Annotated in this window: 25 protein-coding genes; 23 read left to right on the top strand and 2 right to left on the bottom strand. The window is 55.5% G+C overall.

Annotated features, from left to right (window positions below; all coding sequences use genetic code 11):
- The first annotated feature begins 39 nt into the window (after positions 1–39).
- Entirely contained in the window at positions 40–525 is a 486-nt protein-coding gene (locus Q9245_RS03135) for a cell division inhibitor SulA (RefSeq protein WP_305895796.1), read from the top strand.
- Positions 526–533: 8 nt separating this feature from the next.
- Here Q9245_RS03135 and Q9245_RS03130 read toward each other — a convergent pair whose 3' ends face one another.
- Both Q9245_RS03130 and Q9245_RS03125 read right to left on the bottom strand, forming a co-directional pair.
- Positions 534–794: a hypothetical protein gene (locus Q9245_RS03130; protein ID WP_305895795.1), complete on the bottom strand. Its 261-nt coding sequence runs from the start codon at positions 792–794 to the stop codon at positions 534–536.
- A 63-nt stretch (positions 795–857) separates the two neighbouring features.
- Positions 858–1,358, bottom strand: a complete 501-nt coding sequence (locus tag Q9245_RS03125) for a DUF6586 family protein (protein WP_305895794.1) — start codon at positions 1,356–1,358, stop codon at positions 858–860.
- A gap of 205 nt (positions 1,359–1,563) precedes the next feature.
- Between Q9245_RS03125 and Q9245_RS03120 the strand changes: the two genes are divergently transcribed.
- The 22 genes from Q9245_RS03120 (at position 1,564) to fliR (ending at position 22,157) form a co-directional block, all read left to right on the top strand.
- Positions 1,564–2,922: a DUF1329 domain-containing protein gene (locus Q9245_RS03120; RefSeq protein ID WP_305895793.1), complete on the top strand. Its 1,359-nt coding sequence runs from the start codon at positions 1,564–1,566 to the stop codon at positions 2,920–2,922.
- 95 nt (positions 2,923–3,017) lie between these two features.
- Entirely contained in the window at positions 3,018–3,347 is a 330-nt protein-coding gene (locus Q9245_RS03115; RefSeq protein ID WP_305895792.1) for an SOS cell division inhibitor, read from the top strand.
- A 106-nt stretch (positions 3,348–3,453) separates the two neighbouring features.
- Positions 3,454–4,902 (top strand): sigma-54 dependent transcriptional regulator, encoded by a 1,449-nt coding sequence (locus Q9245_RS03110; RefSeq protein WP_305895791.1) that lies wholly within the window; start codon positions 3,454–3,456, stop codon positions 4,900–4,902.
- Between the two features lie 212 nt (positions 4,903–5,114).
- Positions 5,115–6,353, top strand: a complete 1,239-nt coding sequence (locus tag Q9245_RS03105; RefSeq protein WP_305895790.1) for a PAS domain-containing sensor histidine kinase — start codon at positions 5,115–5,117, stop codon at positions 6,351–6,353.
- Positions 6,354–6,375: 22 nt separating this feature from the next.
- On the top strand, positions 6,376–7,812 hold the full coding sequence (locus Q9245_RS03100) for a sigma-54 dependent transcriptional regulator (RefSeq protein WP_305895789.1): 1,437 nt from the start codon (positions 6,376–6,378) through the stop codon (positions 7,810–7,812).
- 242 nt (positions 7,813–8,054) lie between these two features.
- Complete coding sequence (fliE, locus tag Q9245_RS03095; RefSeq protein ID WP_247064741.1) at positions 8,055–8,423, top strand: flagellar hook-basal body complex protein FliE; 369 nt, start codon at positions 8,055–8,057, stop codon at positions 8,421–8,423.
- 15 nt (positions 8,424–8,438) lie between these two features.
- Complete coding sequence (gene fliF / locus Q9245_RS03090; RefSeq protein WP_305895788.1) at positions 8,439–10,154, top strand: flagellar basal-body MS-ring/collar protein FliF; 1,716 nt, start codon at positions 8,439–8,441, stop codon at positions 10,152–10,154.
- Positions 10,147–11,178, top strand: a complete 1,032-nt coding sequence (gene fliG, locus Q9245_RS03085) for a flagellar motor switch protein FliG (protein WP_305895787.1) — start codon at positions 10,147–10,149, stop codon at positions 11,176–11,178. The genes fliF and fliG overlap by 8 nt, the downstream gene beginning before the upstream one ends.
- Entirely contained in the window at positions 11,178–12,059 is an 882-nt protein-coding gene (locus Q9245_RS03080) for a flagellar assembly protein FliH (protein WP_305895786.1), read from the top strand. The genes fliG and Q9245_RS03080 overlap by 1 nt, the downstream gene beginning before the upstream one ends.
- Positions 12,031–13,428 (top strand): flagellar protein export ATPase FliI, encoded by a 1,398-nt coding sequence (fliI, locus tag Q9245_RS03075; RefSeq protein ID WP_305895785.1) that lies wholly within the window; start codon positions 12,031–12,033, stop codon positions 13,426–13,428. The genes Q9245_RS03080 and fliI overlap by 29 nt, the downstream gene beginning before the upstream one ends.
- The gene (gene fliJ, locus Q9245_RS03070) at positions 13,428–13,871 is read left to right on the top strand and encodes a flagellar export protein FliJ (protein WP_305895784.1); all 444 of its coding nucleotides are present in this window, start codon (positions 13,428–13,430) and stop codon (positions 13,869–13,871) included. Before fliI ends, fliJ begins: the two co-directional genes overlap by 1 nt.
- A gap of 136 nt (positions 13,872–14,007) precedes the next feature.
- Positions 14,008–14,313, top strand: coding sequence for an STAS domain-containing protein (locus Q9245_RS03065; RefSeq protein ID WP_305895783.1), 306 nt, complete (start codon positions 14,008–14,010; stop codon positions 14,311–14,313).
- Between the two features lie 9 nt (positions 14,314–14,322).
- Positions 14,323–16,035 (top strand): SpoIIE family protein phosphatase, encoded by a 1,713-nt coding sequence (locus tag Q9245_RS03060; RefSeq protein ID WP_305895782.1) that lies wholly within the window; start codon positions 14,323–14,325, stop codon positions 16,033–16,035.
- A gap of 33 nt (positions 16,036–16,068) precedes the next feature.
- Positions 16,069–16,413 (top strand): Hpt domain-containing protein, encoded by a 345-nt coding sequence (locus Q9245_RS03055; protein ID WP_305895781.1) that lies wholly within the window; start codon positions 16,069–16,071, stop codon positions 16,411–16,413.
- A gap of 94 nt (positions 16,414–16,507) precedes the next feature.
- Entirely contained in the window at positions 16,508–17,674 is a 1,167-nt protein-coding gene (locus tag Q9245_RS03050; protein WP_305895780.1) for a flagellar hook-length control protein FliK, read from the top strand.
- Between the two features lie 180 nt (positions 17,675–17,854).
- On the top strand, positions 17,855–18,355 hold the full coding sequence (locus Q9245_RS03045; RefSeq protein ID WP_305895779.1) for a flagellar basal body-associated FliL family protein: 501 nt from the start codon (positions 17,855–17,857) through the stop codon (positions 18,353–18,355).
- 24 nt (positions 18,356–18,379) lie between these two features.
- Positions 18,380–19,378, top strand: a complete 999-nt coding sequence (gene fliM / locus Q9245_RS03040; protein ID WP_305895778.1) for a flagellar motor switch protein FliM — start codon at positions 18,380–18,382, stop codon at positions 19,376–19,378.
- Positions 19,371–19,877, top strand: coding sequence for a flagellar motor switch protein FliN (gene fliN, locus Q9245_RS03035; protein ID WP_305895777.1), 507 nt, complete (start codon positions 19,371–19,373; stop codon positions 19,875–19,877). The genes fliM and fliN overlap by 8 nt, the downstream gene beginning before the upstream one ends.
- A gap of 43 nt (positions 19,878–19,920) precedes the next feature.
- On the top strand, positions 19,921–20,325 hold the full coding sequence (gene fliO, locus Q9245_RS03030; RefSeq protein ID WP_305897158.1) for a flagellar biosynthetic protein FliO: 405 nt from the start codon (positions 19,921–19,923) through the stop codon (positions 20,323–20,325).
- 7 nt (positions 20,326–20,332) lie between these two features.
- Positions 20,333–21,091, top strand: coding sequence for a flagellar type III secretion system pore protein FliP (fliP, locus tag Q9245_RS03025; protein ID WP_371824802.1), 759 nt, complete (start codon positions 20,333–20,335; stop codon positions 21,089–21,091).
- A 10-nt stretch (positions 21,092–21,101) separates the two neighbouring features.
- A complete protein-coding gene (gene fliQ / locus Q9245_RS03020) occupies positions 21,102–21,371 on the top strand; it encodes a flagellar biosynthesis protein FliQ (protein ID WP_114333343.1) in 270 nt (89 codons plus the stop codon).
- A 3-nt stretch (positions 21,372–21,374) separates the two neighbouring features.
- Positions 21,375–22,157 (top strand): flagellar biosynthetic protein FliR, encoded by a 783-nt coding sequence (fliR, locus tag Q9245_RS03015; RefSeq protein WP_305895775.1) that lies wholly within the window; start codon positions 21,375–21,377, stop codon positions 22,155–22,157.

Raw genomic sequence — 22,157 nt, 5'->3', positions numbered from 1 at the left:
CTGAAAAATCGACATGTGAACAACGCAGGTAGGTGAGTGATGGAACAGTTGAGCTTCAATAATACTATGGCGTTTCAACCCGCGGCTGTGGTCTCTGCACAGGCCGCTTCATCCCATTACCACAGACCTGAGTCTCGTCGTTCCAAATCGGGATCCGGGCAGGCGGGTTTTGGTGGTAATGTTACCGAGATCATTCTGCCGGAAGGTCAGGTTGAGAATTTCCAGCTACTGCTGCCCATGTTGACTCAGTTGAACCAGGAAAAGCGTTGGCTGGCCTGGATAGACCCACCTCAGTCATTGGTAGGCAAGTGGCAGAATATGCATGGCATTGTAACCGGAGAGATTCTGGTGCTGCGGTCTACGCCCGAAATTCCGGCTCAACAACTGGCGGAGTTAGCGCTGGGCGCGGGCACCTGCCATGCCGTGGTGTTGTGGACCAACAAACTGGCGCGCTCTGCCTTTGAATCGCTTCAAAAGGCATCCGCGAAAGGGAATAGCCACGGAGTGGTGCTGCGCCAGAGATAGTGAGTCTGTTAGTGGATCGTATAGTGAGGTTGAGCGTCGCCAAAGTCGCCTTCCTCGTCGCCCCAGTCAACTTCTTCAGAAATGGTTCCGGTTGCTTCAATGCCTGCGGCTATCATGGCTTTTGCGATGCTCATGTCGCGGTCAGCCATCATTTCTTTCGCTTCGGGAGAGAAGGAAATGCGGACCAGCGGCGCGGCATCGTCATCAACGCGCCGTAAAGCGTAGTCGCCGTTCGGCAGTTCAACAATTTCAAAAAACGATGGTGACATTCTTTAGGCCTTTGCTTGGTGCGATTTATTCGTGATTCGTGCTTAGTGGCTTGGAAAAGGTAATTACCACTCGTTATGTCTGTTCTCTACGGCTCGGGCAAATTCGGTCATGGCTGTCAGGGTGTCATTCAGGCTCTTGGCCGAGCGATCCGCTACATCCTCTGCTGAAACCGCAATGATGTTGTCGGCAGATACGGTCTTTTTCGGCGTGGGCGGCTGCTTTAACGCTTTTTCAAGGTGCGAAAGATGGTTCCACCAGCTGGACGGCGTGCTTTGAAGTATTTCCAGATCCGCGAGATCCTGGGTTTCGTAGGGGATTCTGGTCCTAAGCTCTTCGAGAGGCAGCGGCTCTGAGTCTTTTTGCTGATGATGCTGTGCAATCATCACCAGCAAGGTACGTCTTGCTCGAAGCAGCAGTTCGACCGTGCCCTGAATTATTGCTTCGTTCAGCATGGTGCTTTGGGGGTTAACTTGAGCCTGGTCAATGGTTTGGTTTAGCTGTGAGAGTAAAGTCTTGGCCAGATTCAGTTTCTGGGAAGTCAGTGAATACCATTGAGACGCCATAGTTGACCCGTTCAGGATTAAGCCGATCCAGATAAATTAGCCGCCCAGTGTATCATTTTTAAGCAGACAATTCTTTCCCTCTGTGGTTTGTGCGTAGACACAAGAAACTACAAAGATTTCCTTGAAACGATCGTTTGAATTTGGCAAAAAGGGCCACTTGGAGCAGCGTGTGGATGCTCAAAAGATCATTGTTGGAGAATAAGGAATGCGAAACCGATTGTTGGCAGCGTTCACCATTGCTGCGTTGAGTATGTCCGGTGCCGCGTGGGCCAAGGTGGCTCCTGAGGAAGCTAAGCGGTTAAAGAGCGAATTAACACCGGTCGGCGCGGTTAGGGCAGCCAACGATGCCGGCACTATCCCTGCTTGGCAGGGAGGTTTGGCAACGCCTCCAGCGAATTGGGAAGAGGGAGAGGTTGAAGTTAATCCGTTTCCCGAAGACGAACCTCTGTTCGTTGTTACCCGGGACAATCTGGAACTGTATCGGGACAAGTTGACGGATGGCCACATCCAGATGCTCGAACAGTATGGTCCCAACTTCTTTATGCCGGTCTATAAAACACGCCGGACGGCTGCCTTTCCCGAAGAGGTCTATCAAAAATCCTACGAGAACGCCTTGAGTGCCGAGCTGTTGGATAACGGCAACGGTGTTCGAAAGACCATCATGACCAGCCCTTTCCCGATCCCGAAAAACGGTTTGGAGGTGATCTGGAATCACATTCTCCGGTACCGGGGAGAAGAAGTATCGTTCCGAAGTGGCGCAGCCACACCTCAGCGCGACGGGTCATTCAACCCGGTGGTTAACCAGTACGATTATTATTTCGCGTACAGCCGCCCCGGGGCGGATCTGGCCGACATCGACAACAAGATATTCTTCCTGAAAACAGACACTTTGGCGCCCAGTACCTTGGCCGGCACGATTACCCTTGTGCACGAGACCCTCGATCAGGTGCGCTCACCTCGCTTGGCGTGGCGGTATGACTCCGGCTCCCGCCGTCTGCGTCGTTCGCCCAACCTGGCCTACGAAACGGATCTGCCGAATTCCTCGTCGTTGCGATCAGTGGATCAGAAGGACATGTATAACGGGGCCCCGAATCAATACGACTGGGAACTCAAGGGAAAACGTGAACTTTTGGTGCCGTATAACGCCTATAAGTTGCACGATAGCGATGTTCGTCCGAAAGACGTTATCCGCGCAAATCATATTAACCAGCAGCTGGCCCGCTATGAGCTGCACCGGGTTTGGGTGGTAGAAGCGAAGCGCCGGACCGGTATCCAGCATATCTACGCTCGCCGCGTATTCTACATCGATGAGGACAGTTGGCAGATTCTGGCGTCGGAAGAGTACGACGACAAAGGCGAATTGTGGCGGGTTTCCGAAGCACATAACATCAGCTATTACAGTCAGCCTGTGTTCTGGACTACTATGGAAATGACGTACGATCTGAAAGCTCAGCGTTATTACATTGACGGTCTGGATGACGGCTACCCGGCTTACGATTTCTCGCCCGGGTATCGTCGAAACGAATTTACGGCTTCCGCTGCCCGTCGGGCCGCTCGCCGTTAAGTTGCTACCTCAAGCCGCGACCCGGCCGGGGAGCGGCTGCCTTGCTGGTTTCGCCAGATCTTTTTTTGCATCAATCTTAAATAGGTGGCCCTGTGGTGACTAATCCTGATGTGCTCCTTGCGGATCTCGATTCATTGCACGAACAACTCGAAGCGGCGTTAGTGGCTGAAGATTGGGAGGCGTTGATCGCTCTCAATCAACAGGTGAAACCCGTTGTCGCTCCTTTAATGGAGGCAATGGAGCAAGGAGCCGTGTCGCCCTCGGAAGTTAAAGAGCGTTTAGAGGCGCTCAACCGGTTTGTTGAAGTCGCGGGGCAGGGGGCTGCCAAGGCTCGGGACGAGGCTCGCCAGTCGCTGCAGGGGGTGAATCAAAATCGCAATGCAGCAGCGACTTACGCCAACGTTTCCAGTAACCGCTCAAAGTGATTTCTGGGCGCCTTCCTCCATCAATCGGCTGAAGTGTCATAAAATTGACTCCGGGCCGAAGACAGTCTTAAATACGGCTCAAATCCTTCGATAGAGATCTTCGTGAATGCCTCAAAATAATAAAGTGCTGGTGCTCAGCAACGACGAAGCCAGACAGCGTGATCTGATCACTATTCTGGAATTTGTGGGTGAAGAGCAGGTGGTCGCCGGTGACGAGGCGTTGGCGCTTTTGCAAAGCAGCGAGACCGACCAGATAGATCAGGTATCGGTGGTGGTTGTTCACGGTGAAGATCACAGCACCAAGACGGTTATTGCATCGGTTTGTGAGGCTTCACCGGGGCTGCCCATCCTTTTGGTGGGCGATCTCGATGCAACACAAGTGCCGGAAGACCACGCGTCTCGACTGATCGCGCATATGGAGTGGCCGCTCAACTATACCAAGTTCGTTGATTCGCTCTATCGGGCTCAGATCTACCGTGATCAGTTTAGCCGGGCTCCCGATCGGGGAATGCAACGCGGCGTGCAGTTGTTCCGGAGTCTGGTGGGTACCAGCCGGCGTGTGCAGCAAGTTCGCCAGTTGATGGAGCAAGTGGCAGACAAAGAGGTCAGCGTACTGATCACAGGGGAATCCGGTACCGGCAAAGAGGTGGTTGCCCGTAACTTGCATTATCACTCTTCGCGCCGGGATAAGCCGTTTGTGCCGGTCAACTGTGGCGCGATCCCCGCAGAACTGTTGGAAAGCGAGCTTTTCGGTCATGAAAAGGGGGCCTTTACCGGGGCGATCACCTCTCGCGTGGGCCGTTTCGAACTTGCCGAAGGCGGCACGCTGTTTCTGGATGAGATCGGTGACATGCCGCTCAATATGCAGGTCAAGATTTTACGGGTTCTGCAGGAGCGTACGTTTGAGCGGGTTGGCAGTAACCGAACGCAAACCGCAGATGTTCGAATCATCGCCGCAACCCATAAAAATCTGGAAGAGATGATTGAGTCGGGCGACTTCCGGGAAGACTTGTACTATCGCCTCAATGTGTTTCCGATTGAAATGCCCGCATTGAGGGATCGGGTTGAAGATCTCCCGCTGTTGATCAACGAACTGATTTCCCGAATGGAAAAAGAAAAACGCGGCTCGCTTCGGATGAATTCGGCGGCAATCATGAGCCTTTGCCGGCATGATTGGCCGGGTAATGTCAGAGAGTTGGCGAACCTGGTAGAGCGGCTTGCGATTATGCACCCCTATGGCGTGATCGGCGTGCAGGAATTGCCGAAGAAGTTCCGCTACGTGGATGACTACGACGAGAATCGCCCCGTAGAGGACACCGGAATGCCCTCCGCCATTCCGGGGCTTGTGGGGCTTGACTCCCCGGCGCTGCTTCCCGTAAACGGCATCGACCTCAAGGATTATTTGTCCAGTCTGGAGCGTCAGCTTATACAACAGGCATTGGATGAAGCTTCGGGTGTTGTGGCCAGGGCTGCAGAGAAGTTGCGTATTCGCCGCACAACACTGGTTGAAAAGGTCCGCAAGTATGGCTTGCGGGATGACGCCGCAGAATCCTGACACCTGCCCCCCCCCCGGTGCAGTGTCAAAGGATTGAAACCTTTGGCGCTGCCCGCTCCGCACAACGACGTAAATCCGTCACTTCTCCTTTCTTGAATTTCCTTTCTTATTGAAATATAAGAAAAAATTGGATCTGGCACGCTATTAGCTTAACTGACTCTAATTGATACATCCGGGTGTTCTGGCCGCGAGGTCGGTCTCAGGGGGAAGTTATGAGCCAGGTACAGTTTCTCGTCGAATCAGCTCGGGCTGAAACAGCGCCGAATGCGGCGGCTGATGCGAACGATAAAGTCACATCGTTGTTTCCTCAGCAGGACAAAGAGGCGGTGGGGTCGGCGTTGGAATTGTTTAACCAGATGTCGCGGCAGATCACGGATTCCTATCGAACACTCGAGTCCCGCGTGAATCAATTGTCCGGGGAGCTCACTCAGGAGTCGCAACAGCGCCAGCAAGAGCTGGAAGAAAAAGAGCAGCTGGCTGATCGCCTTTCTACCCTGTTGAAAGCGTTGCCAGCCGGTGTTGTGGTTTTGGATGAGCGGGGCGTAGTCAGTCAGTGCAATCCGGCCGCACTGGCGCTATTGGGCGAGCCTCTTGACGGTGAGCGCTGGGTTGATGTGATCAGCCGGTGTTTTTCTCCTCGCAGTGATGATGGTCACGAGGTGTCTTTGAAAGATGGTCGTCGGGTCAGTATCGAGATTCGGACCATGGAAAATCAGCCCGGCCAGCTCATTCTGCTCACCGATCTGACCGAAACACGCCAGTTGCAGTCCCAATTGGCTCACGCCCAGCGTTTGTCTGCGATGGGGAAGATGGTGGCTTCGTTGGCGCACCAGATTCGGACGCCGCTGTCGGCAGCGATTCTTTACGGTGGCCACCTCGGGCAACCGGATCTTGATGAAGATATGCGCCAGCGTTGTGCTTCCAGACTGATGTCGCGGCTCAGTCACCTCGAGCACCAGGTCCGGGATATGCTGATTTTTGCGAGAGGTGAAACCCGGCTGGCGGAAGAGTTGCCGGTGGAAACCTTGGCGGGCGCTTTGGAGGCCGCTGTAGACGGTTTGAAGCCGGACGCGGGAATTTCCGTGTCGGTGGTCAATGAGGTGAGCGGCGCATGCAGCTTGATGTGCAATCGAGATGCTTTGGTAGGTGCCTGCACCAATTTGATGAATAACAGTCTTGAAGCCGGCGCTACCGAAGTCACGTTGTGTCTTGCAAACTCCCTGCACGGCTTGGATATCAGCGTGCAGGATAATGGGCCGGGCTTTGAGCCGGGCCAGGCGCACAAAATGATGGAAGCGTTCTACACCACCAAGTCCCACGGTACGGGCTTGGGCCTGGCGGTGGTTCAGGCGGTGGTTAAGGCTCACCGGGGTGAGTTTTCGATTCAGTCTGCTGGTCAGAGTGGGGCGGTTGCAATCATACAGCTGCCAACCTTGGCGGGTCGGGTTTAAAGACAAGTTGGAGGCATCAATCATGGCAAAGGCTCACATTCTCATCGTTGAAGATGACCGTGATCTCAGGGAAGCGTTGGTGACAACACTGGAGCTGGCCCGGTATCGGGTGTGTGAGGCTGCCAATGCCGAAGAGGCTCTTGCGAGCCTGGCACGTACTCCGGTGGATATGGTGATCAGCGATGTGAATATGCCGGGGATGTCCGGTCATCAGCTGCTGGCAGAGGTGCAGCGCCTGTACCCGGGGTTGCCGATGATGCTGATTACCGCATACGGGCAGATAAGCCATGCGGTTTCCGCCATGCAGTCGGGTGCGATCGATTACCTCGTGAAGCCGTTTGAACCACAGGTGCTGGTTGAGGCGGTCAGCAAGGTTGTGGGTGGGGTGCGTCAAGCCTCCGGCGACCTGCCGATCGCTGAGGATCCGGTCAGTAAACGTATGTTCCAGCTTGCCACGAAAGTGGCTGCCAGTGATTCAACAGTCATGATTTCGGGTGAAAGCGGCACCGGTAAAGAGGTGCTGGCGCGTTTTATTCATGAGCAGTCGCCCCGGGCAGACAAGCCATTTGTGGCCATTAACTGCGCTGCGATTCCGGAGAATATGCTCGAAGCGATCCTGTTCGGGCATGAAAAAGGCGCCTTTACCGGTGCGGTGGCAACGTCTCCGGGCAAATTCGAGCAGGCGAACGGTGGCACCATTTTGCTCGACGAAATTTCGGAAATGGAACTTGGGCTCCAGTCTAAATTACTGCGTGTTTTACAGGAGCGGGAAGTGGAGCGCGTGGGTGGCCGCAAGACCATTCCATTGGATGTGCGGGTGCTGGCGACCACCAACCGCGATCTGGGGGATTATGTCCGCGAAGGCAAGTTCCGTGAAGATTTGTACTACCGTTTGACGGTCTTCCCGATGCGCTGGCAGCCGTTGCGTGAGCGACCGCTCGACATTATGCCGCTGGCGAAGTCGATTTTGAAAAAACATAGCCGAAAGATGAAACTGACGGGTATCAGTTTTGCCGAAGATGCCCGTAAGGCCATGACCACATACAGCTGGCCGGGGAATGTGCGGGAGCTGGACAATGCAGTCCAGCGCGCGCTGGTACTGCATCAGGGTAATGTGATCCATGCGGGTGACCTTTGTCTTGAAATGGCAATAACCGGGGCTGTTGATATGCCGCAGGCTGCCATTCATCAAGATGTGCCTGAGCCTGTCGCTGAGCTGTGCGCTCTTTCCGATGAAGCGGCTGCAGATGTTGGTCAGGCGTCAGAGCCGGGCGGTTCTCTTGGCAGTGATCTGCGGCAGCAGGAGTTCCGTATGATTATTCAGGCCCTTAAAAGCGAGGGTGGTCGCCGAAACCGGGCTGCAGACCAGTTGGGTATCAGCCCGCGGACGCTGCGTTACAAACTGGCACAGATGCGCGATGCCGGTATTGATGTTGATGCTGAGCTTGCCTTGGCGTAACCGCGCTTTCCCTTCCTTCGTGTTAACTCCTTCGGGCACCCGTGCTGGGTGCCGTTTTTTTGTTTGTCCTGCGGTGCGCGTGTCCGCAGCAGTCAAAAAACCGTCAAGCGCTTTTCGTACTCTTTACTTTCCAGTCGTAATCTTCTGAAAGTTATAAGAAAAGCTGTTTTGGCCTGCGGTTTGCTTTCAGTTCGGTATCGAGCGAATAACTGATGCCCCGCAGGGGTAGCCGGGAGAGTAAAATGGTCCAGCGAGCCGACATAAACAACGTTCTGTCCGAAATTCGGAATCTGCGATCCCAAATGATGCAGAATCAGCGTATCGATCAGGATCAGTCTGTGCGTGGTCGGGTGGATGGCCCGCGGCCGGTTCAGGAAACCAAAGAAGTACCCAGCTTTAACGATATGCTGGGTAAAGCAGTGAATGGTGTGAACGACGTACAGAAGCAGGCCAGCGAACTTCGTACCGCCTACGAGATGGGCGATCCCAACGTCGATATTACCCGGGTGATGATTGCCGCCCAGAAATCGACGGTGTCTTTCGAAGCTCTGACCCAAGTGCGAAACAGGGTCGTCAGGGCTTATGAAGACATCATGAATATGCCGATCTGATAACGGAGCAATAGCATGGCAAGCCTACCCGCAGAAACCAACGCCTCCGATCTGCCGGCATCCCAGGATTCCGGTGCATCTGAAACCCGCAGCGACATGCTGCTTGGGTTCAATCGCCTGAACCTGCTGCGGCAGGTTGGATTGATGGTTGGATTGGCCGCCAGCGTGGCGCTGGGGGTTGCCGTGGTGCTCTGGGCCCAGGAGCCCAACTACCAGCCGGTGGTGGGGGATCTGTCGGCCTATAACCCGCAGGATGTCACCAGTATTCTGGATAGCAGCGGGATTGACTACAAAATGGATACGCGCACTGGCGCGCTGCTGGTGCCGTCCGAACAGGTTTATGACGCGCGGCTGAAGCTGGCGGCGGAAGGGGTCACCGATCGGAAAACCATCGGCTACGAACTGCTCGACCAAGAGCGTGGCCTGGGCACGTCCCAATTTATGGAAACCATCAGCTACCGCCGTGGCCTCGAGGGCGAACTGGCCCGAACCATCGCCAGCATGCGCGGGGTTCGCAATGCCCGGGTTCACTTGGCCATTCCTGAGCGTTCTGTGTTTATTCGCGATGCCCGAGAGCCCAGTGCTTCCATCTTTCTGGAAGTGTTTGCCGGTCGCCGCCCCGAGCAGGAGCAGATCCGCGCCATCGTCAATCTGGTGGCTGGCAGCATCCCGATGATGAATCGTGACCAGGTGACTGTGGTGGATCAGAACGGTAATTTGCTGACCGGGGAGGAATCCAATCTCAAGGCCGACACGGATCGAATGAAAGATCAGTACGAATACACCAGCCGTGTTGAAGAGCGACTGTCTCGCCGTGTGGCGTCGTTGATCTCGCCCATTGTCGGAGATGGCCGGTATCGCGCAGAGGTTTCTGCTGATCTGGATTTCTCTGCAGTCGAACGGGCGGAAGAACTTTATAACCCCGAGCAACAGGCTATTCGAAGTGAGCGTGAACTGACGGAACAGCGTGGCGCAGGCAATCTGATGTCCGGTGTGCCGGGTGCACTTTCGAACCAGCCGCCTGGCGAAGCGACCGTGCCGGAAGTGGCCGCTGCTGCGGTCGATGAAGACGGCAACCCGATTGCGCCGCCTGTGAATGTGCGTAAAGAAGCGACACGAAACTACGAAATCGACCGGACCGTAAGCTACACCCGTCAGGAACTGGGTGCCGTGAAGCGGGTCACCGTCGCGTTGGCGGTTGATGATATGAAGGTTGTAGACCCGCAAACCGGTGACGTGACCTATGAGCCTTGGCCGGAAGCCGAGCTGCAGCGATTGGCTATGCTGGTGCGTGATGCGGTCGGTTACTCCGCAGAGCGGGGCGATAGTGTGACCGTCATGAATACCCCGTTTGCGCCAGAGGAAACGGTTACCTTCGAACAGCCGGGCTTCTGGGAACAACCCTGGTTCTGGGATTTGATGAAGCAGGTTCTGGCTGGTCTGGTTATTCTGATTCTGGTGCTCGGCTTGTTGCGCCCGACATTGAAGGCATTGTCCGGCGGCGGCCAGCGTGATCGCGGGCTCGGCTCAGACGGTGATGGTTACGGTTCGTTAGACGGCCTGGAAGGCGATAAGGCGCTGCAGAATGCCATGTCTTCGCAGGACGATCTGCTGTTGCCGGGCGCGACAGACAGTTATGATAGGCAGTTGAATGCACTCAAAGGCCTGATTGCAGAAGATCCGAGTCGGGTTGCACAGGTCATGCGCCAGTGGGTGAACGTTGATGACTGATCAAAATGCCGGACAGGGGCAAGCCCCGCAACGTAAAATCTCGCGCGTCGAGCAGGCGGCGATTCTGCTGATGTCGCTGGGTGAAAGCGATGCGGCGGAGGTGCTGAAACACATGGGCCCGAAAGAAGTTCAGCGCGTGGGCGTGGCGATGGCCCAGATGCAGGACGTCACCAAGGACGAAGTGTCTTTCGTCCTGAATCAGTTTGTTGATGCCGTCGGCGTGCAAACGGGGCTGGGGGTCGGCAATGACGAGTACATCCGTGCCATGCTGACTCAGGCGCTCGGCGATGACAAAGCCGCCAGTTTGATTGACCGTATTCTGGTGGGTGGTAATACCACCGGTTTAGATACCCTGAAGTGGATGGAGCCTCGGGCAGTCGGCGATATTATCCGTTACGAGCACCCGCAAATTCAGGCCATTGTCATTTCCTACCTTGATCCGGACCAGTCCGCCGAAATACTGGCAACTCTTGATCCAAAAGTCCGCCTTGATGTCGTAATGCGGGTTGCGTCGCTGGAAACCATTCAGCCGCAGGCGCTGCAAGAGCTCAATAGCATCCTTGAGAAACAGTTCTCCGGTGGTTCTGCCGGCCAGGCCAGTCGCATCGGCGGTGTGAAACGCGCCGCTGATATCATGAACTTTATGGATCGTTCGATCGAGGGAAGCTTGCTGGATTCCATTAAAGATATGGATCCGGATCTGGCCACCACCATCGAAGACCTGATGTTCGTGTTCGATAATCTCAAAGACGTGGATGACCGGGGCATTCAAGCCCTGCTGAGAGAAGTCTCATCCGAGGTGTTGGTGGTTGCACTCAAGGGCGCCGATGACGGTGTGAAAGACAAGATCTTTGCCAATATGTCCAAGCGGGCAGCCGAATTGCTGCAGGATGACCTGGAAGCGAAAGGCCCGGTTAAGGTCAGCGAGGTCGAGGCGGCGCAAAAAGACATCATCACTGTGGCGCGCAGAATGGCAGAAGCCGGCGAGATATCGCTGGGCGGTGCCGGTGAAGAAATGATGTGATGAAAAATTCCGATCAGGACGACAAACTTATCCCGAAAGAAAACCTGACCGCCTGGGAGCGGTGGGAACTGCCATTGCTGGACGAGCAAGGCAATCAGGTTGCCCGTGAGGAAGAGGTTAAACCGCTAACGGCGGCTAACCTGCAAGACATTCGGGAAGCGGCCCGTGAGGACGGTTATCAGGAAGGCCGCGAAGCGGGCTACCAGGAAGGCTTCGCGCAAGGGCGTACTGAAGGCCATCAAGAGGGTATGACGGCCGGCGAAGCCGAAGGCCGGGAGCAGGGCCGACAGCAAGCGGCAGAAGCCGTTCAACAAGAAAACGCGTCCCAGATGGCGCGCCTGGATCAGGTGCTGGGTGAGTTACTGGCTCCCATCGCGCGCCATGAGGAAGAATTGGAATCGGCACTGGTGAACCTGACCACGGTATTGGCCAGAGCGGTGGTTTTTCGAGAACTCAGTATCGACACCTCCCAGATTCGCGACGTTGTTCGCAAGGCGCTCAAGTCGCTACCGCCAGCGGCAGACAACGTGCGTGTGTTCATCCACCCGGACGATTTTGAGCCGGTCAGTGAAGTGGCTGAACGCATGGAAGCCAAGCCTTCCATTATTCAGGATGACAGCCTGATGCCGGGCGGTTGCCGGGTGGAAACGCGTAATAGTCTGGTCGATTACACCGTCGAAAAGCGCTTTCAGCGAGCCGTGCAGAATATGCTGGAAGAGCAACTGGCCGGCGAAGACGAGTCCGAATCGAATCAAACCGGAGCTTCGTTGGGCGAAGTAACCGATTTTCACCGGGATCTGCTAAGCGATGCGAAGGAGTCCTCCGAGGCAGAACCGGGCCACGACCAGCAGGATGACGGTGATGACCTCCCGACTGGCTGAGCGTCTGGAGCAGCTTCAGGCGGCTATTGCGCAGGAGCCCGAGCCTGAACTGTCAGGGCGCCTGACCCGTATGGTGGGGCTGACGCTCGAGTGTGTAGGTTGCCCGATGGTGGTTGGTGATCGCTGCGTTATTGAGGGTGACGGCGCTGGACGTGTTGAGGCCGAGGTGGTGGGGTTCGAGGAAGACAAAGTCTATCTTATGCCCCTGGCTGCCATTGAAGGTTTGAAGCCCGGAGCCAGAGTCATTCCCCTTTCTTCCGCGAGCCGGGTACCGGTTGGCCCCCAGATGCTCGGCCGGGTATTGAACGGTGCCGGCGAACCGTTAGACGGAAAAGGCCCGCTTCAGGCTGAAGCCCGTGTTCCTCTGAGTGGTGACATCATTAACCCGCTCCACCGGGCGCCTGTGCGCGAATCAATGGACGTAGGTATTCGTGCCATTAATTCACTTTTGACCGTCGGCCAGGGCCAGCGACTGGGGCTGTTTGCCGGTAGTGGTGTTGGTAAAAGTATGTTGCTGGGCATGATGACCCGGTTTACGAACGCCGATATCACCATTGTTGGCCTGATCGGTGAACGGGGCCGGGAGGTCAAAGAATTCATTGAAGACATCCTGGGTGAGGAAGGTTTGGCGCGCTCGGTTGTGGTGGCCTCACCCGCTGACGACTCGCCGTTGATGCGCTTGCGCGCCGCCATGTTGACCACCCGGATCGCCGAGTATTATCGCGATCAGGGCAAGCGGGTGTTGCTCCTGATGGACTCATTAACCCGATATGCTCAGGCCCAGCGAGAAATCGCATTGGCCGTGGGTGAGCCGCCGGCGACCAAAGGGTACCCGCCCTCGGTGTTTGCCAAATTGCCCCAATTGGTTGAGCGCACCGGCAATGGCCGCCCGGGCGGTGGATCAATCACGGCGTTCTATACCGTGCTTACCGAGGGCGATGACCAGCAAGACCCGATTGCCGATGCGGCCAGAGCGATACTCGATGGCCACATTGTGTTGTCCCGCCGGTTGGCGGAAGAAGGGCATTATCCGGCGATCGATGTTGAAGCTTCAATCAGTCGGGTGATGCCGCAAGTCACTCAGCCCGACCATTTTTCCCGCGCCCAGCGGTTCAAGCAGGTTTATTCCCGATACCAGCAAGCCCGCGATCTCATCAGTGTGGGCGCCTACGTAAAAGGCTCTGATCCGGAAACCGACTTTGCCATCCAGCACATTGCCAACATGCGCCAGTTCCTTCAGCAGGAGCTGAACGAAAGCGCGCCTCTGGCTGAAAGTATTGAGCAGCTATTGGCTGTTGTGCCCGAACGGCGCTCGCCGGACCGGGTCAGGAGCCCGGCACCCGGGGCGGCTGACCGGAGCAATAGCTGATGCTGAGGTCCAAGCGGTTGGCGGTTGTGCTGGCTCTGGAAGAGCGCAAAGAGAGTGAAGCTCTCGGTCGCCTGGGGGAAGCGCGTAAGCAGGTAGAAGCACACAAAGAACAAGTCGAGAGTCTCGAACGCTACCAACAAGAGTACCGGGACCAGATTCGGGCGAGCCAGCAAGGTGTTGTCGAAGTCGCGCGTTTGCAAGCGTGGCAGGCCTTTATTGGCCAGCTCGATCAGGTTATTGCCCAGCAGCAGCGACAACTCCAGCAAGCAGAGCAGGTATTTGAGGCGCGGCGGCTGGAATGGCTGCAAGCGTGGGAACGAAAGCGCGGTATGGAACGCTATATTGAGACTTGCCGCCTGCAAGAGCATCAGGCTCAGGATGCAAAAGAGCAAAAGCTGGCGGATGAAGCCGCGGGCAGCGCTTTTGCCCGGCGTCAGCGCTGAATCCATCAGAGTCTGCGTTTTGTGCCCGCACCAGTCAGTGCATTTCCACTAATCTTGTCTATCCTTAGTCTGATATAACCGAGGCAGAATAAGGAGCAGCGATGATCGTTATGCCAAAGCTCATAGAGGACAGCGTATGTCGGTAAGTACGCGGCGAAGTGATGACGGTCAGGTGCTGGTGATTCAGGTGCGGGGCCGGTTTGATTTCAGCACTCATCAAGCGTTTCGTGATGCGTATGAGCACAGTGATGCGCCGGCGAAAGAATACGTGGTTGATCTGACTCACACGACCTATCTTGATAGCTCCGCGCTCGGGATGTTGCTGTTATTAAGAGATCATGCCGGCGGTGATGTTGCCAGTGTGGTGATCGAAAACTGCAATGCCGATGTGCGGCGTATCCTTACCATCTCCAACTTCGAACAGCTTTTCAGTATACGCTGAGGCTTCATCGTGAACCTTTTGATCGCGGAAGACAGCGACGGCGACCGGATGATACTTGCCACGCTGCTGCGCCGCTTGGGGCATCAGGTGCACGAAGCCTCTGACGGGCTTGAGGCGGTTGCGGTTTTCGTCAAGACCGAGCCTGACCTTGTGTTCATGGATGCGTTGATGCCCACCATGAGCGGTATGGACGCTGCCCGGCGAATCAAAGAGCTGTCGGGCAGACGCTTTGTGCCCGTGATTTTCATTACCTCATTGTCCAGCGAGCGCGAACAAGCGCGCTGCCTGGAAGCCGGGGGCGATGACTTTTTACTGAAACCGTACAGCCGCGTCATCCTGGAAGCCAAACTCAAGGCGTACAGCCGGGTGTTGGCGCTGCAGCATTCGGTAGTGCAACAGCGCGATCAGATTCGACGGCAGAACGAACAGATGCTGGCAGAACAGCGCATGGCGCGGCGGGTATTCGACAACGTTGCGCACACCGGCTGTCTGGACGCTTCCAATATTCGTTATCACGCCTCTCCTTTATCTGTTTTTAACGGCGACGTCTTGTTTGCCGCCGAGCGCCCCGGTGGCGGTACGCTGATTTTTTTGGGGGATTTCACCGGTCATGGTTTGCCCGCTGCAATTGGTGCGATGCCCATAGCCGAAGTGTTTTATGGCATGGCGGCAAAGGGGTTTGGGGCGGTAGATCTGCTCACCGAAATAAACAAGAAACTGTGCAATATATTGCCCGTGGGCATGTTCTGCTGTGGCGCTCTGGTCGAGACAGACGGGAACCGCGGGACGATACGTGTTTGGAACGGTGGGTTGCCGGATGGCTGGCTGGTACGGAAAAATGGCGAGCTTATCGCCGTTCACTCACGGCATTTGCCATTGGGTGTTCAGCCTCCGGAGCGATTCGATGCCACGATGGAGCAGCTCAAGGCTGCGCCCGAAGATCAAGTGGTTCTGATGACGGACGGCTTCCCCGAATCTTGTGATGCCCAGGGGGAGAATCTTGGCGAGGACGCTGTCCGCCAAGTGCTAGCGGAACTCGGGTGTGATGACCACCCGTTTGAGGCGTTGATGGCCCGATTGCAGGCGTTCACCGGGCATCCTGATCCAGCCGACGATATTACCCTCTGTTGTTTGGAGGTGGTTGCCCGGGGCGCCGTTGCGGATGTGGCGGAATCGGCCCCGGAGTCGGCATTGACTGGTCCGGGCAGTTGGCACTGCGTCTACGAACTTCGCGATCAAGCGCTGGCGGATTTCAATCCACTGCCGCTACTTTTACATATTTGTACGGAAGTGCCGGGGTTGCGGCGACGAAGTGGCGAGGTGTTCACGCTGTTGTCAGAGCTTTACAGCAACGCTTTGGAACACGGTGTTCTAAAACTCTCCTCGGAATGGAAAAAATCCGCGGAAGGTTTTAGCCTTTACTATGAGGAGCGAACGCGCCGTCTCTCTGATACGCAGGGGCACTATATACGGTTTACCCTGGATCACGAGCCCAGGGCCGGAGCGGGCCGGTTGAGGGTTCGGTGCGAAGACAGTGGTCAGGGGTTTGAAACGAGTGAGGGCAATGCGAATGCCCGTATGAAGGCTGGCAAGGAGTATCATGGTCGAGGGATGGGGATTTTGAAACGTTTGGCCAAAGAGGTCAGCGTCTGCGGTTCGGGTAATTGCGTTGAAATCGTTTATGATTGGGAGTTCCCGATGCAAGGCTCTGTGAGCCAGTGAGGAATGATCGGAACGCAACCGCGAGGATACACAATGAGTGACATACCCCGTTTGGATGAAGAGGCCTTGGCGGAGCTGCAGGATGTGATGGAAGGCGAGTTTGACGTGCTCATCGAAACGTACCTGGCTGATTCGCGTACACGGATTTCCGGTCTGAAAGAAGCGATTGCCGCCGGCGATCCAGAGCATCTCAGAAAAGCGGCCCACAGTCTCAAAGGTAGCTGTACCAACATCGGTGTTCCGAAACTTGGCAACCTGTGTTTCGAGTTGGAGGTGCTGGGCCAAGAAGGGCGTCTGGAAGGCGCTGAACCCATCCTGGTCGCGATCGAGCAGGAATTTGAAGAAGTCGCACGGGAGTTGGCGCATTTCAGCCATTAAAGCCAGCTCTTATCAGTTTGGCATCGCTTTTGCTTCGTCACAGGGTGTTGCCCATTAGGGGCGTCCCTGAGACATAAAGCGGCAAGAGGTTGCCATGCAGCAGACAATACTATCCCAGTTGCCATCCTCCGGAACACAGCAAGATACTGCCGGGCCGAAGGCTGCCTCAAACAGCCGCCGTTCAGAAAATGAAGCCAGCCCTTTCGACAAGATTTCGAGGGCCGAGCAAGAGCGCCTTGAGAAACGTCGTTTGGAGCAAAAACGCGCCGACCGAAAAGAATCCTCGAATAACGTTCAGGATGATCCACGCGCTCAAGAAACTTCTGCTAAAGAGCGAGCCCCCAACAACAAGCCGGGGTCTGATGCGGCCGGCAAACCGGTTGCCGAAAAAGAACAGGTTGGTGCACTAACCACAGACGAAACCCAAAATGCCCTCCTACCGGGTGAGCTTCAGGATCTGACCGACTCCCCCGCACCGCTTACCTTCGCCAATCTTCAATCGTTGATGCCCGCCAGTAGCTCCGGGCCGTCCCCGGAGGGCACCGTCAACATTGCACTGTTGAACGGCAGTATGCCTGGAAAGCCGCTTCTGGCCAGCGGACTTAATGGCCAAGGTGCAAACACGGTTGGATTGACTGCAAACAATCAGTTTTCGGATTTGCTGGCGGCTAATGTGACTACCGAAACCGCAAGACCGGTTGATCCGGCCAGTTTGCTCTCTTCGCCCCGGTTTCAGGGCGGGCTGGATAGCGCAGCACAACAGGCTATGCAGGGAAAACTGGCGGGAGACGCGAACCTACCGTTGCGGGGATATTCCACCACAGTCGATGTGTCGGTTGGGCAGGCCGAATGGGGTGATAAGGTGATGGGCAAGTTAAGCTGGCTTACCGCTAAAAACCTGCAAGTGGCTGAAATACATCTCACTCCGCCCGATATGGGGCCCATGGAGGTGAAGGTGAGAGTTCAGAATGATCAGGCGGCGGTGACAGTGCACGCGGCGAACCCGGTGGTTCGTGAACAGTTGGAGCTTCATTCGAACCGATTGCGTGACATGCTGGCGGAGCAGGGCGTTGCTTTGAGTGAATTCGATGTCTCGGATCAACCGGGGGGACAAACCGATGCGCAGGGCGAAAGCTCCGGGCAGGGTAGCGGTTCCCGTCACGGGGCGGATGGGCTGATGGCGGCTGAGCTAGAGGATCCGGACGTGGTATCTGGCCATCTCGACCTGGCCTGGAAAGGTGAGGTCGATATCTTTGCCTGAAGACCTGAGGTCCGAGACTGAGTGCCCATCTCTTCAAAACGTTTTTGCCCATCCCCCTCTGCGGCGCTAAACTGCTGGTTTAAATAGGGGGAGTGGTATGTTTGGCCCGCCCCTTGCATTGATCTTGGTAAACGCACTCTGAACTCCTCAGAGTGACGATAATCTGACAAAGCGGACATCATGGCAGAAAACAATACTGCACCAGTGCCCGAAAAAAAGGGCAAATTGAAGCTTATTCTCACGGTGGTGGTGATTACGCTGCTGGCTATTGGTCTGTCGGTTGCCGGCACGCTCTGGTTCCTGAAAGACGATGCGGCCAGCGTGACGGACGAAAGCGCGTCTGAACCGGCTGCGCCCGAGTTTCAGGCCAGCATCTACAGCGATATTCAAAAGCCTTTAAGAACCACCGTGCAGGCTCAAGGGCGTCAGCGTTACGCCCAGATTTACTTGTCGTTCGAGGCAAAGGATTCTGCAGCTCTGGAAGGCGCTGAAAAGCACATGCCGTTGATTCTGAATCAGTTGAACATGCTGTTGGGTAGCACTGAATTTGCTGAGTTGCAGACGCCTGAAGGCCGGCGTGCGCTGTCTCGGAAAATGCTGGAAGCAGTCAACAAAATGCTGGAACAAGAGGGTGAACCAGCGATTGCTGGGGTATTGTTCCGGAACTTTGTAGTGCAGTAGGCCACTGTCAGGGCAGGACCAGATATGCAGGATTTACTATCACAGGAAGAAATCGATGCGCTCCTCCACGGTGTGGATGACGGCGACATTGATACCTATGATGAAAGCGATGACACTGGCGTAAAAAACTACGACCTTGCCAGTCAGGATCGTATCGTCCGTGGCCGCATGCCAACGCTCGAAATGATCAACGAGCGTTTTGCCCGCTACACCCGGATCAGTCTGTTTAACTTGTTGCGCCGCAATGCGGATGTATCGACGGGCGGTGTCCAGATCATGAAGTTCGGTGAGTACGTTCATACGCTCTACGTGCCGACCAGTCTGAACCTCTGCAAAGTACGCCCACTTCGTGGTACCTCCTTGTTTGTGTTAGACGCCAAGCTGGTGTTCAAGCTGGTGGATAACTTTTTTGGAGGTGAGGGGCGTCACGCAAAAATTGAAGGGCGCGAATTCACGCCGACTGAAAACCGGATCGTGCAAATGGTACTGGATCAGGTTTTCAAGGATATGAAAGAAGCCTGGCAAGCCGTTCTGAATATCGACTTCGACTACCTGAGTTCAGAAGTTAACCCCGCGATGGCCAATATTGTCAGCCCGAGTGAAGTGGTGGTTGTCAGCACCTTTCATATTGAATTGGACGGCGGCGGAGGCGAACTTCATCTCGCGATGCCTTACGCCATGATTGAGCCGATCCGCGAGGTGCTGGATGCCGGGGTTCAGAGCGATATTGATGATGTGGATGAACGCTGGGTCAACGCCTTACAGGAAGATATCAAAGACATCAGCGTGCCGATCAATACCACGGTTTGTCAGCGCAGGATCTCTCTGCGGGATATTGCCAAGCTGAAAGCGGGCGATGTTATTCCTGTCGAGATTGCTGATCATCTCACGGTAACGGCCAACGGCGTTCCGGTGTACAAAGCAACAATGGGCACCCGTGACGGCAAACTGGCGCTAAGGATTCATGAAAGGGCGGCATTGCCCAAGGTGAAGAAACAACTGAAGGTGGGACGCAATGGCTGACGACGACAAAAAAGACGATAAAGAGCTCACGGAAGACGAAAAGCTGGCAGCCGAGTGGGAAGCGGCAATGGGTGAATCCGGCGATGCGAACACCGAGGCGTCTACCGAGGATGCCTGGGCCGAGGCGATGGCCGAATCCGAGCGTGGAAAAGCGGAAGATGCTGCGGAACAGCAGGTGCGCGCCGCCCCGATGGAAGAGTTTTCGGAAGACAGTGGTTCCTCTGGCGGCGCAGGCTCGCCCGATATGGACGTTATTCTGGATATCCCTGTCACCATCTCAATGGAAGTGGGCAACACCCAAATTCCTATCCGAAACCTGTTACAGCTGAATCAGGGCTCTGTCATTGAACTGGATCGTTTGGCCGGTGAGCCGTTGGACGTTCTGGTGAACGGCACGCTGATAGCGCATGGCGAAGTGGTTATGGTGAATGAAAAGTTCGGTATCCGGCTGACCGATGTGATCAGTCCGGGTGAGCGCATCAAACGGTTGCAGAAATAACGTGCGTTATTGGTTACGTTGGTTGACGCCAAGCCTGCTCAGTATGCCGGCCCTTGCCGAACAGGTAGCTGAGCCGGCTAAAGACGCTGCCCGCAATACGCCAGACACGGTTGGCATGATCGTTAGCCTGGGGCTCGGGTTGGTGGCGGTTATCGCTGTGATATACGGTTGCGCCTGGTTGATCCGTCGCATGACCGGTATGGCGGGCATGAACAACAATGCGATTCGCGTGGTCTCCGTTCTCGCCATTGGCACCCGCGAGCGAATTGCTCTGGTAGAAGTCGGTGGCCAACAGATTCTGTTGGGTATCACTCCTGGCAGCATTCGCACGCTACAGGTGTTCGATGAGCCGGTAGTGGATGCCAGTAACACCGGCACCAGTGATTTTGCCCGTAAGCTTCAGAGCTTGATCGGGAAATCCTGGACAGCTCCCGAGCCTAAAGAGTAACGCTATGGTGAATGCTGCTATTCGATCTTGCCTGCCTTGGTTTGTCCTTGTTGCTGGCCTGTTTTTGCCGGCTGTAGCCTCGGCAGATTTGCCGGGTATTCCTGCGTTTTCCATGCAGCCCGGTGAAGATGGTGCTCAAGAGTATTCGGTAACTCTGCAGATACTGGCGCTGATGACAGCGCTGACCTTTTTGCCGGCGATGCTGATGATGATGACATCGTTCACGCGCATCATCGTGGTGTTTGCGATCTTGAGGCAAGCGTTGGGGCTGCAGGCCACCCCCTCGAACCAGATTTTATTGGGGCTGGCGCTCTTTCTCAGTATTTTTATCATGAAACCGGTTCTGGAAGAGGCCAATAGAGCGGGATTGCAGCCCTACCTTCAGGAAGAGGTTACCTCTTTGGAAGCGGTGGAGCTGGCCAGTGAGCCGTTCCGGAAATTCATGCTGGAACAAACCCGGGAATCGGATTTGGCGCTGTTTATGCGGCTGGCGGATGTTGAATACGAAACCCCGGAAGATGTGTCGTTCTGGGTTTTGATGCCAGCGTTCGTCACCAGTGAACTGAAAACGGCCTTTCAGATAGGGTTTATTCTGTTTATACCGTTTTTGATTCTCGACATGGTGGTCGCCAGTGTTTTGATGGCTATGGGTATGATGATGCTTTCGCCTATCATTATATCGTTGCCCTTCAAGATCATGCTCTTCGTGCTGGTGGACGGCTGGGCGCTGATTATGGGTACCCTTGCCGCCAGTTACGGCATATAGGAGGCTCGACATGACGCCTGAAACCGCGATTGATATTGTCCGCGAAGCACTCTGGATGATTGTACTGTTCGCCGGCGTCATCATTGGCCCCGGTTTGGTGATTGGCTTGGTCGTCAGTACCTTTCAGGCCGCCACCCAGATCAACGAGCAAACGTTGAGCTTTCTGCCCCGGTTGCTGGTTACCCTGATCGTGATTATTGCGGCGGGGCCCTGGATGCTGACCACTTTGCTGGACCATGCCCGCGGGCTCATTTCCAGTATTCCTTACCTGATCGGCTAGCGGATGTTTCCGGCGGAGTTCAGTTCAGACCTGCTCGGACAGTGGGTAGGGCAGCACCTTTGGCCGCTGTTCCGCGTTGCCAGTTTCCTGATGGTTATTCCTGTTTTCGGAACTCAGTTGGTGCCGGCGAGAGTGCGTTTGGGGCTGGCTTTGCTCATGACCATTCTGATCGTTCCGATGATTCCTGAAGTGCCCAAGGTTGAAGCTCTGAGTGCCGATGCGGTGGTGATCACACTTCAGCAAATCCTCATCGGCGTAGGTCTGGGTTTTGCGTTGACCGCTTTGTGGCAATTATTTGTCATTGCCGGACAGATGATTGCCATGCAGATGGGCTTGGGCTTTGCCTCGATGGTGGATCCGGCCAACGGCGTGAATGTGCCGGTACTGGCACAGATCTATACGATTACCATAACCCTTTTGTTTTTGTTAATGAACGGCCATCTGGTGGCTTTCGAGATTTTCATCGAAAGCTTTCATACCATGCCGATTGGTTTGGACGGTTTAGGCCAAAGCGGGGTGTGGGCGTTGGCGCATCGGATCAGCTGGATGTTCGCGTCGGCTATGTTGTTGGCGCTGCCCGCGGTAACGGCGGTGCTGATTGTGAATATTTCGTTTGGTGTGATGACGCGGGCCGCCCCGCAGATGAACATTTTTGCGCTGGGCTTCCCGATTGGTCTGATTTTTGGCTTGTTCGCCATCTGGGTGTTGCACGGGAATTTTCTGCCACACTTTGATCAGTACACCCGCGAGACGTTCGATTTCATGCGTCAATTGCAGGGGCGTTAG

The organism is Marinobacter sp. MDS2, from assembly GCF_030718085.1.
Classification (GTDB): Bacteria; Pseudomonadota; Gammaproteobacteria; order Pseudomonadales; family Oleiphilaceae; genus Marinobacter.
The sequence above is the reverse complement of the archived record's forward strand: the minus strand, read 5'-3'. Positions and strand labels throughout refer to the sequence as shown.

Bases quoted from the DNA above. Each gene is read 5' to 3' on its own strand.
- fliO (WP_305897158.1), top strand. From the start codon at position 19,921: ATGCCGGCCCTTGCCGAACAGGTAGCTGAGCCGGCTAAAGACGCTGCC.
- fliE (WP_247064741.1), top strand. From the start codon at position 8,055: ATGGTCCAGCGAGCCGACATAAACAACGTTCTGTCCGAAATTCGGAAT.
- Q9245_RS03110 (WP_305895791.1), top strand. From the start codon at position 3,454: ATGCCTCAAAATAATAAAGTGCTGGTGCTCAGCAACGACGAAGCCAGA.
- Q9245_RS03105 (WP_305895790.1), top strand. From the start codon at position 5,115: ATGAGCCAGGTACAGTTTCTCGTCGAATCAGCTCGGGCTGAAACAGCG.
- fliM (WP_305895778.1), top strand. From the start codon at position 18,380: ATGCAGGATTTACTATCACAGGAAGAAATCGATGCGCTCCTCCACGGT.
- Q9245_RS03120 (WP_305895793.1), top strand. From the start codon at position 1,564: ATGCGAAACCGATTGTTGGCAGCGTTCACCATTGCTGCGTTGAGTATG.
- Q9245_RS03055 (WP_305895781.1), top strand. From the start codon at position 16,069: ATGAGTGACATACCCCGTTTGGATGAAGAGGCCTTGGCGGAGCTGCAG.
- fliF (WP_305895788.1), top strand. From the start codon at position 8,439: ATGGCAAGCCTACCCGCAGAAACCAACGCCTCCGATCTGCCGGCATCC.
- fliI (WP_305895785.1), top strand. From the start codon at position 12,031: ATGACGGTGATGACCTCCCGACTGGCTGAGCGTCTGGAGCAGCTTCAG.
- Q9245_RS03135 (WP_305895796.1), top strand. From the start codon at position 40: ATGGAACAGTTGAGCTTCAATAATACTATGGCGTTTCAACCCGCGGCT.
- Q9245_RS03045 (WP_305895779.1), top strand. From the start codon at position 17,855: ATGGCAGAAAACAATACTGCACCAGTGCCCGAAAAAAAGGGCAAATTG.
- fliR (WP_305895775.1), top strand. From the start codon at position 21,375: ATGTTTCCGGCGGAGTTCAGTTCAGACCTGCTCGGACAGTGGGTAGGG.
- Q9245_RS03100 (WP_305895789.1), top strand. From the start codon at position 6,376: ATGGCAAAGGCTCACATTCTCATCGTTGAAGATGACCGTGATCTCAGG.
- Q9245_RS03080 (WP_305895786.1), top strand. From the start codon at position 11,178: ATGAAAAATTCCGATCAGGACGACAAACTTATCCCGAAAGAAAACCTG.
- Q9245_RS03050 (WP_305895780.1), top strand. From the start codon at position 16,508: ATGCAGCAGACAATACTATCCCAGTTGCCATCCTCCGGAACACAGCAA.
- fliJ (WP_305895784.1), top strand. From the start codon at position 13,428: ATGCTGAGGTCCAAGCGGTTGGCGGTTGTGCTGGCTCTGGAAGAGCGC.
- fliQ (WP_114333343.1), top strand. From the start codon at position 21,102: ATGACGCCTGAAACCGCGATTGATATTGTCCGCGAAGCACTCTGGATG.
- fliN (WP_305895777.1), top strand. From the start codon at position 19,371: ATGGCTGACGACGACAAAAAAGACGATAAAGAGCTCACGGAAGACGAA.
- Q9245_RS03130 (WP_305895795.1), bottom strand. From the start codon at position 794: ATGTCACCATCGTTTTTTGAAATTGTTGAACTGCCGAACGGCGACTAC.
- fliG (WP_305895787.1), top strand. From the start codon at position 10,147: ATGACTGATCAAAATGCCGGACAGGGGCAAGCCCCGCAACGTAAAATC.
- Q9245_RS03125 (WP_305895794.1), bottom strand. From the start codon at position 1,358: ATGGCGTCTCAATGGTATTCACTGACTTCCCAGAAACTGAATCTGGCC.
- Q9245_RS03065 (WP_305895783.1), top strand. From the start codon at position 14,008: ATGTCGGTAAGTACGCGGCGAAGTGATGACGGTCAGGTGCTGGTGATT.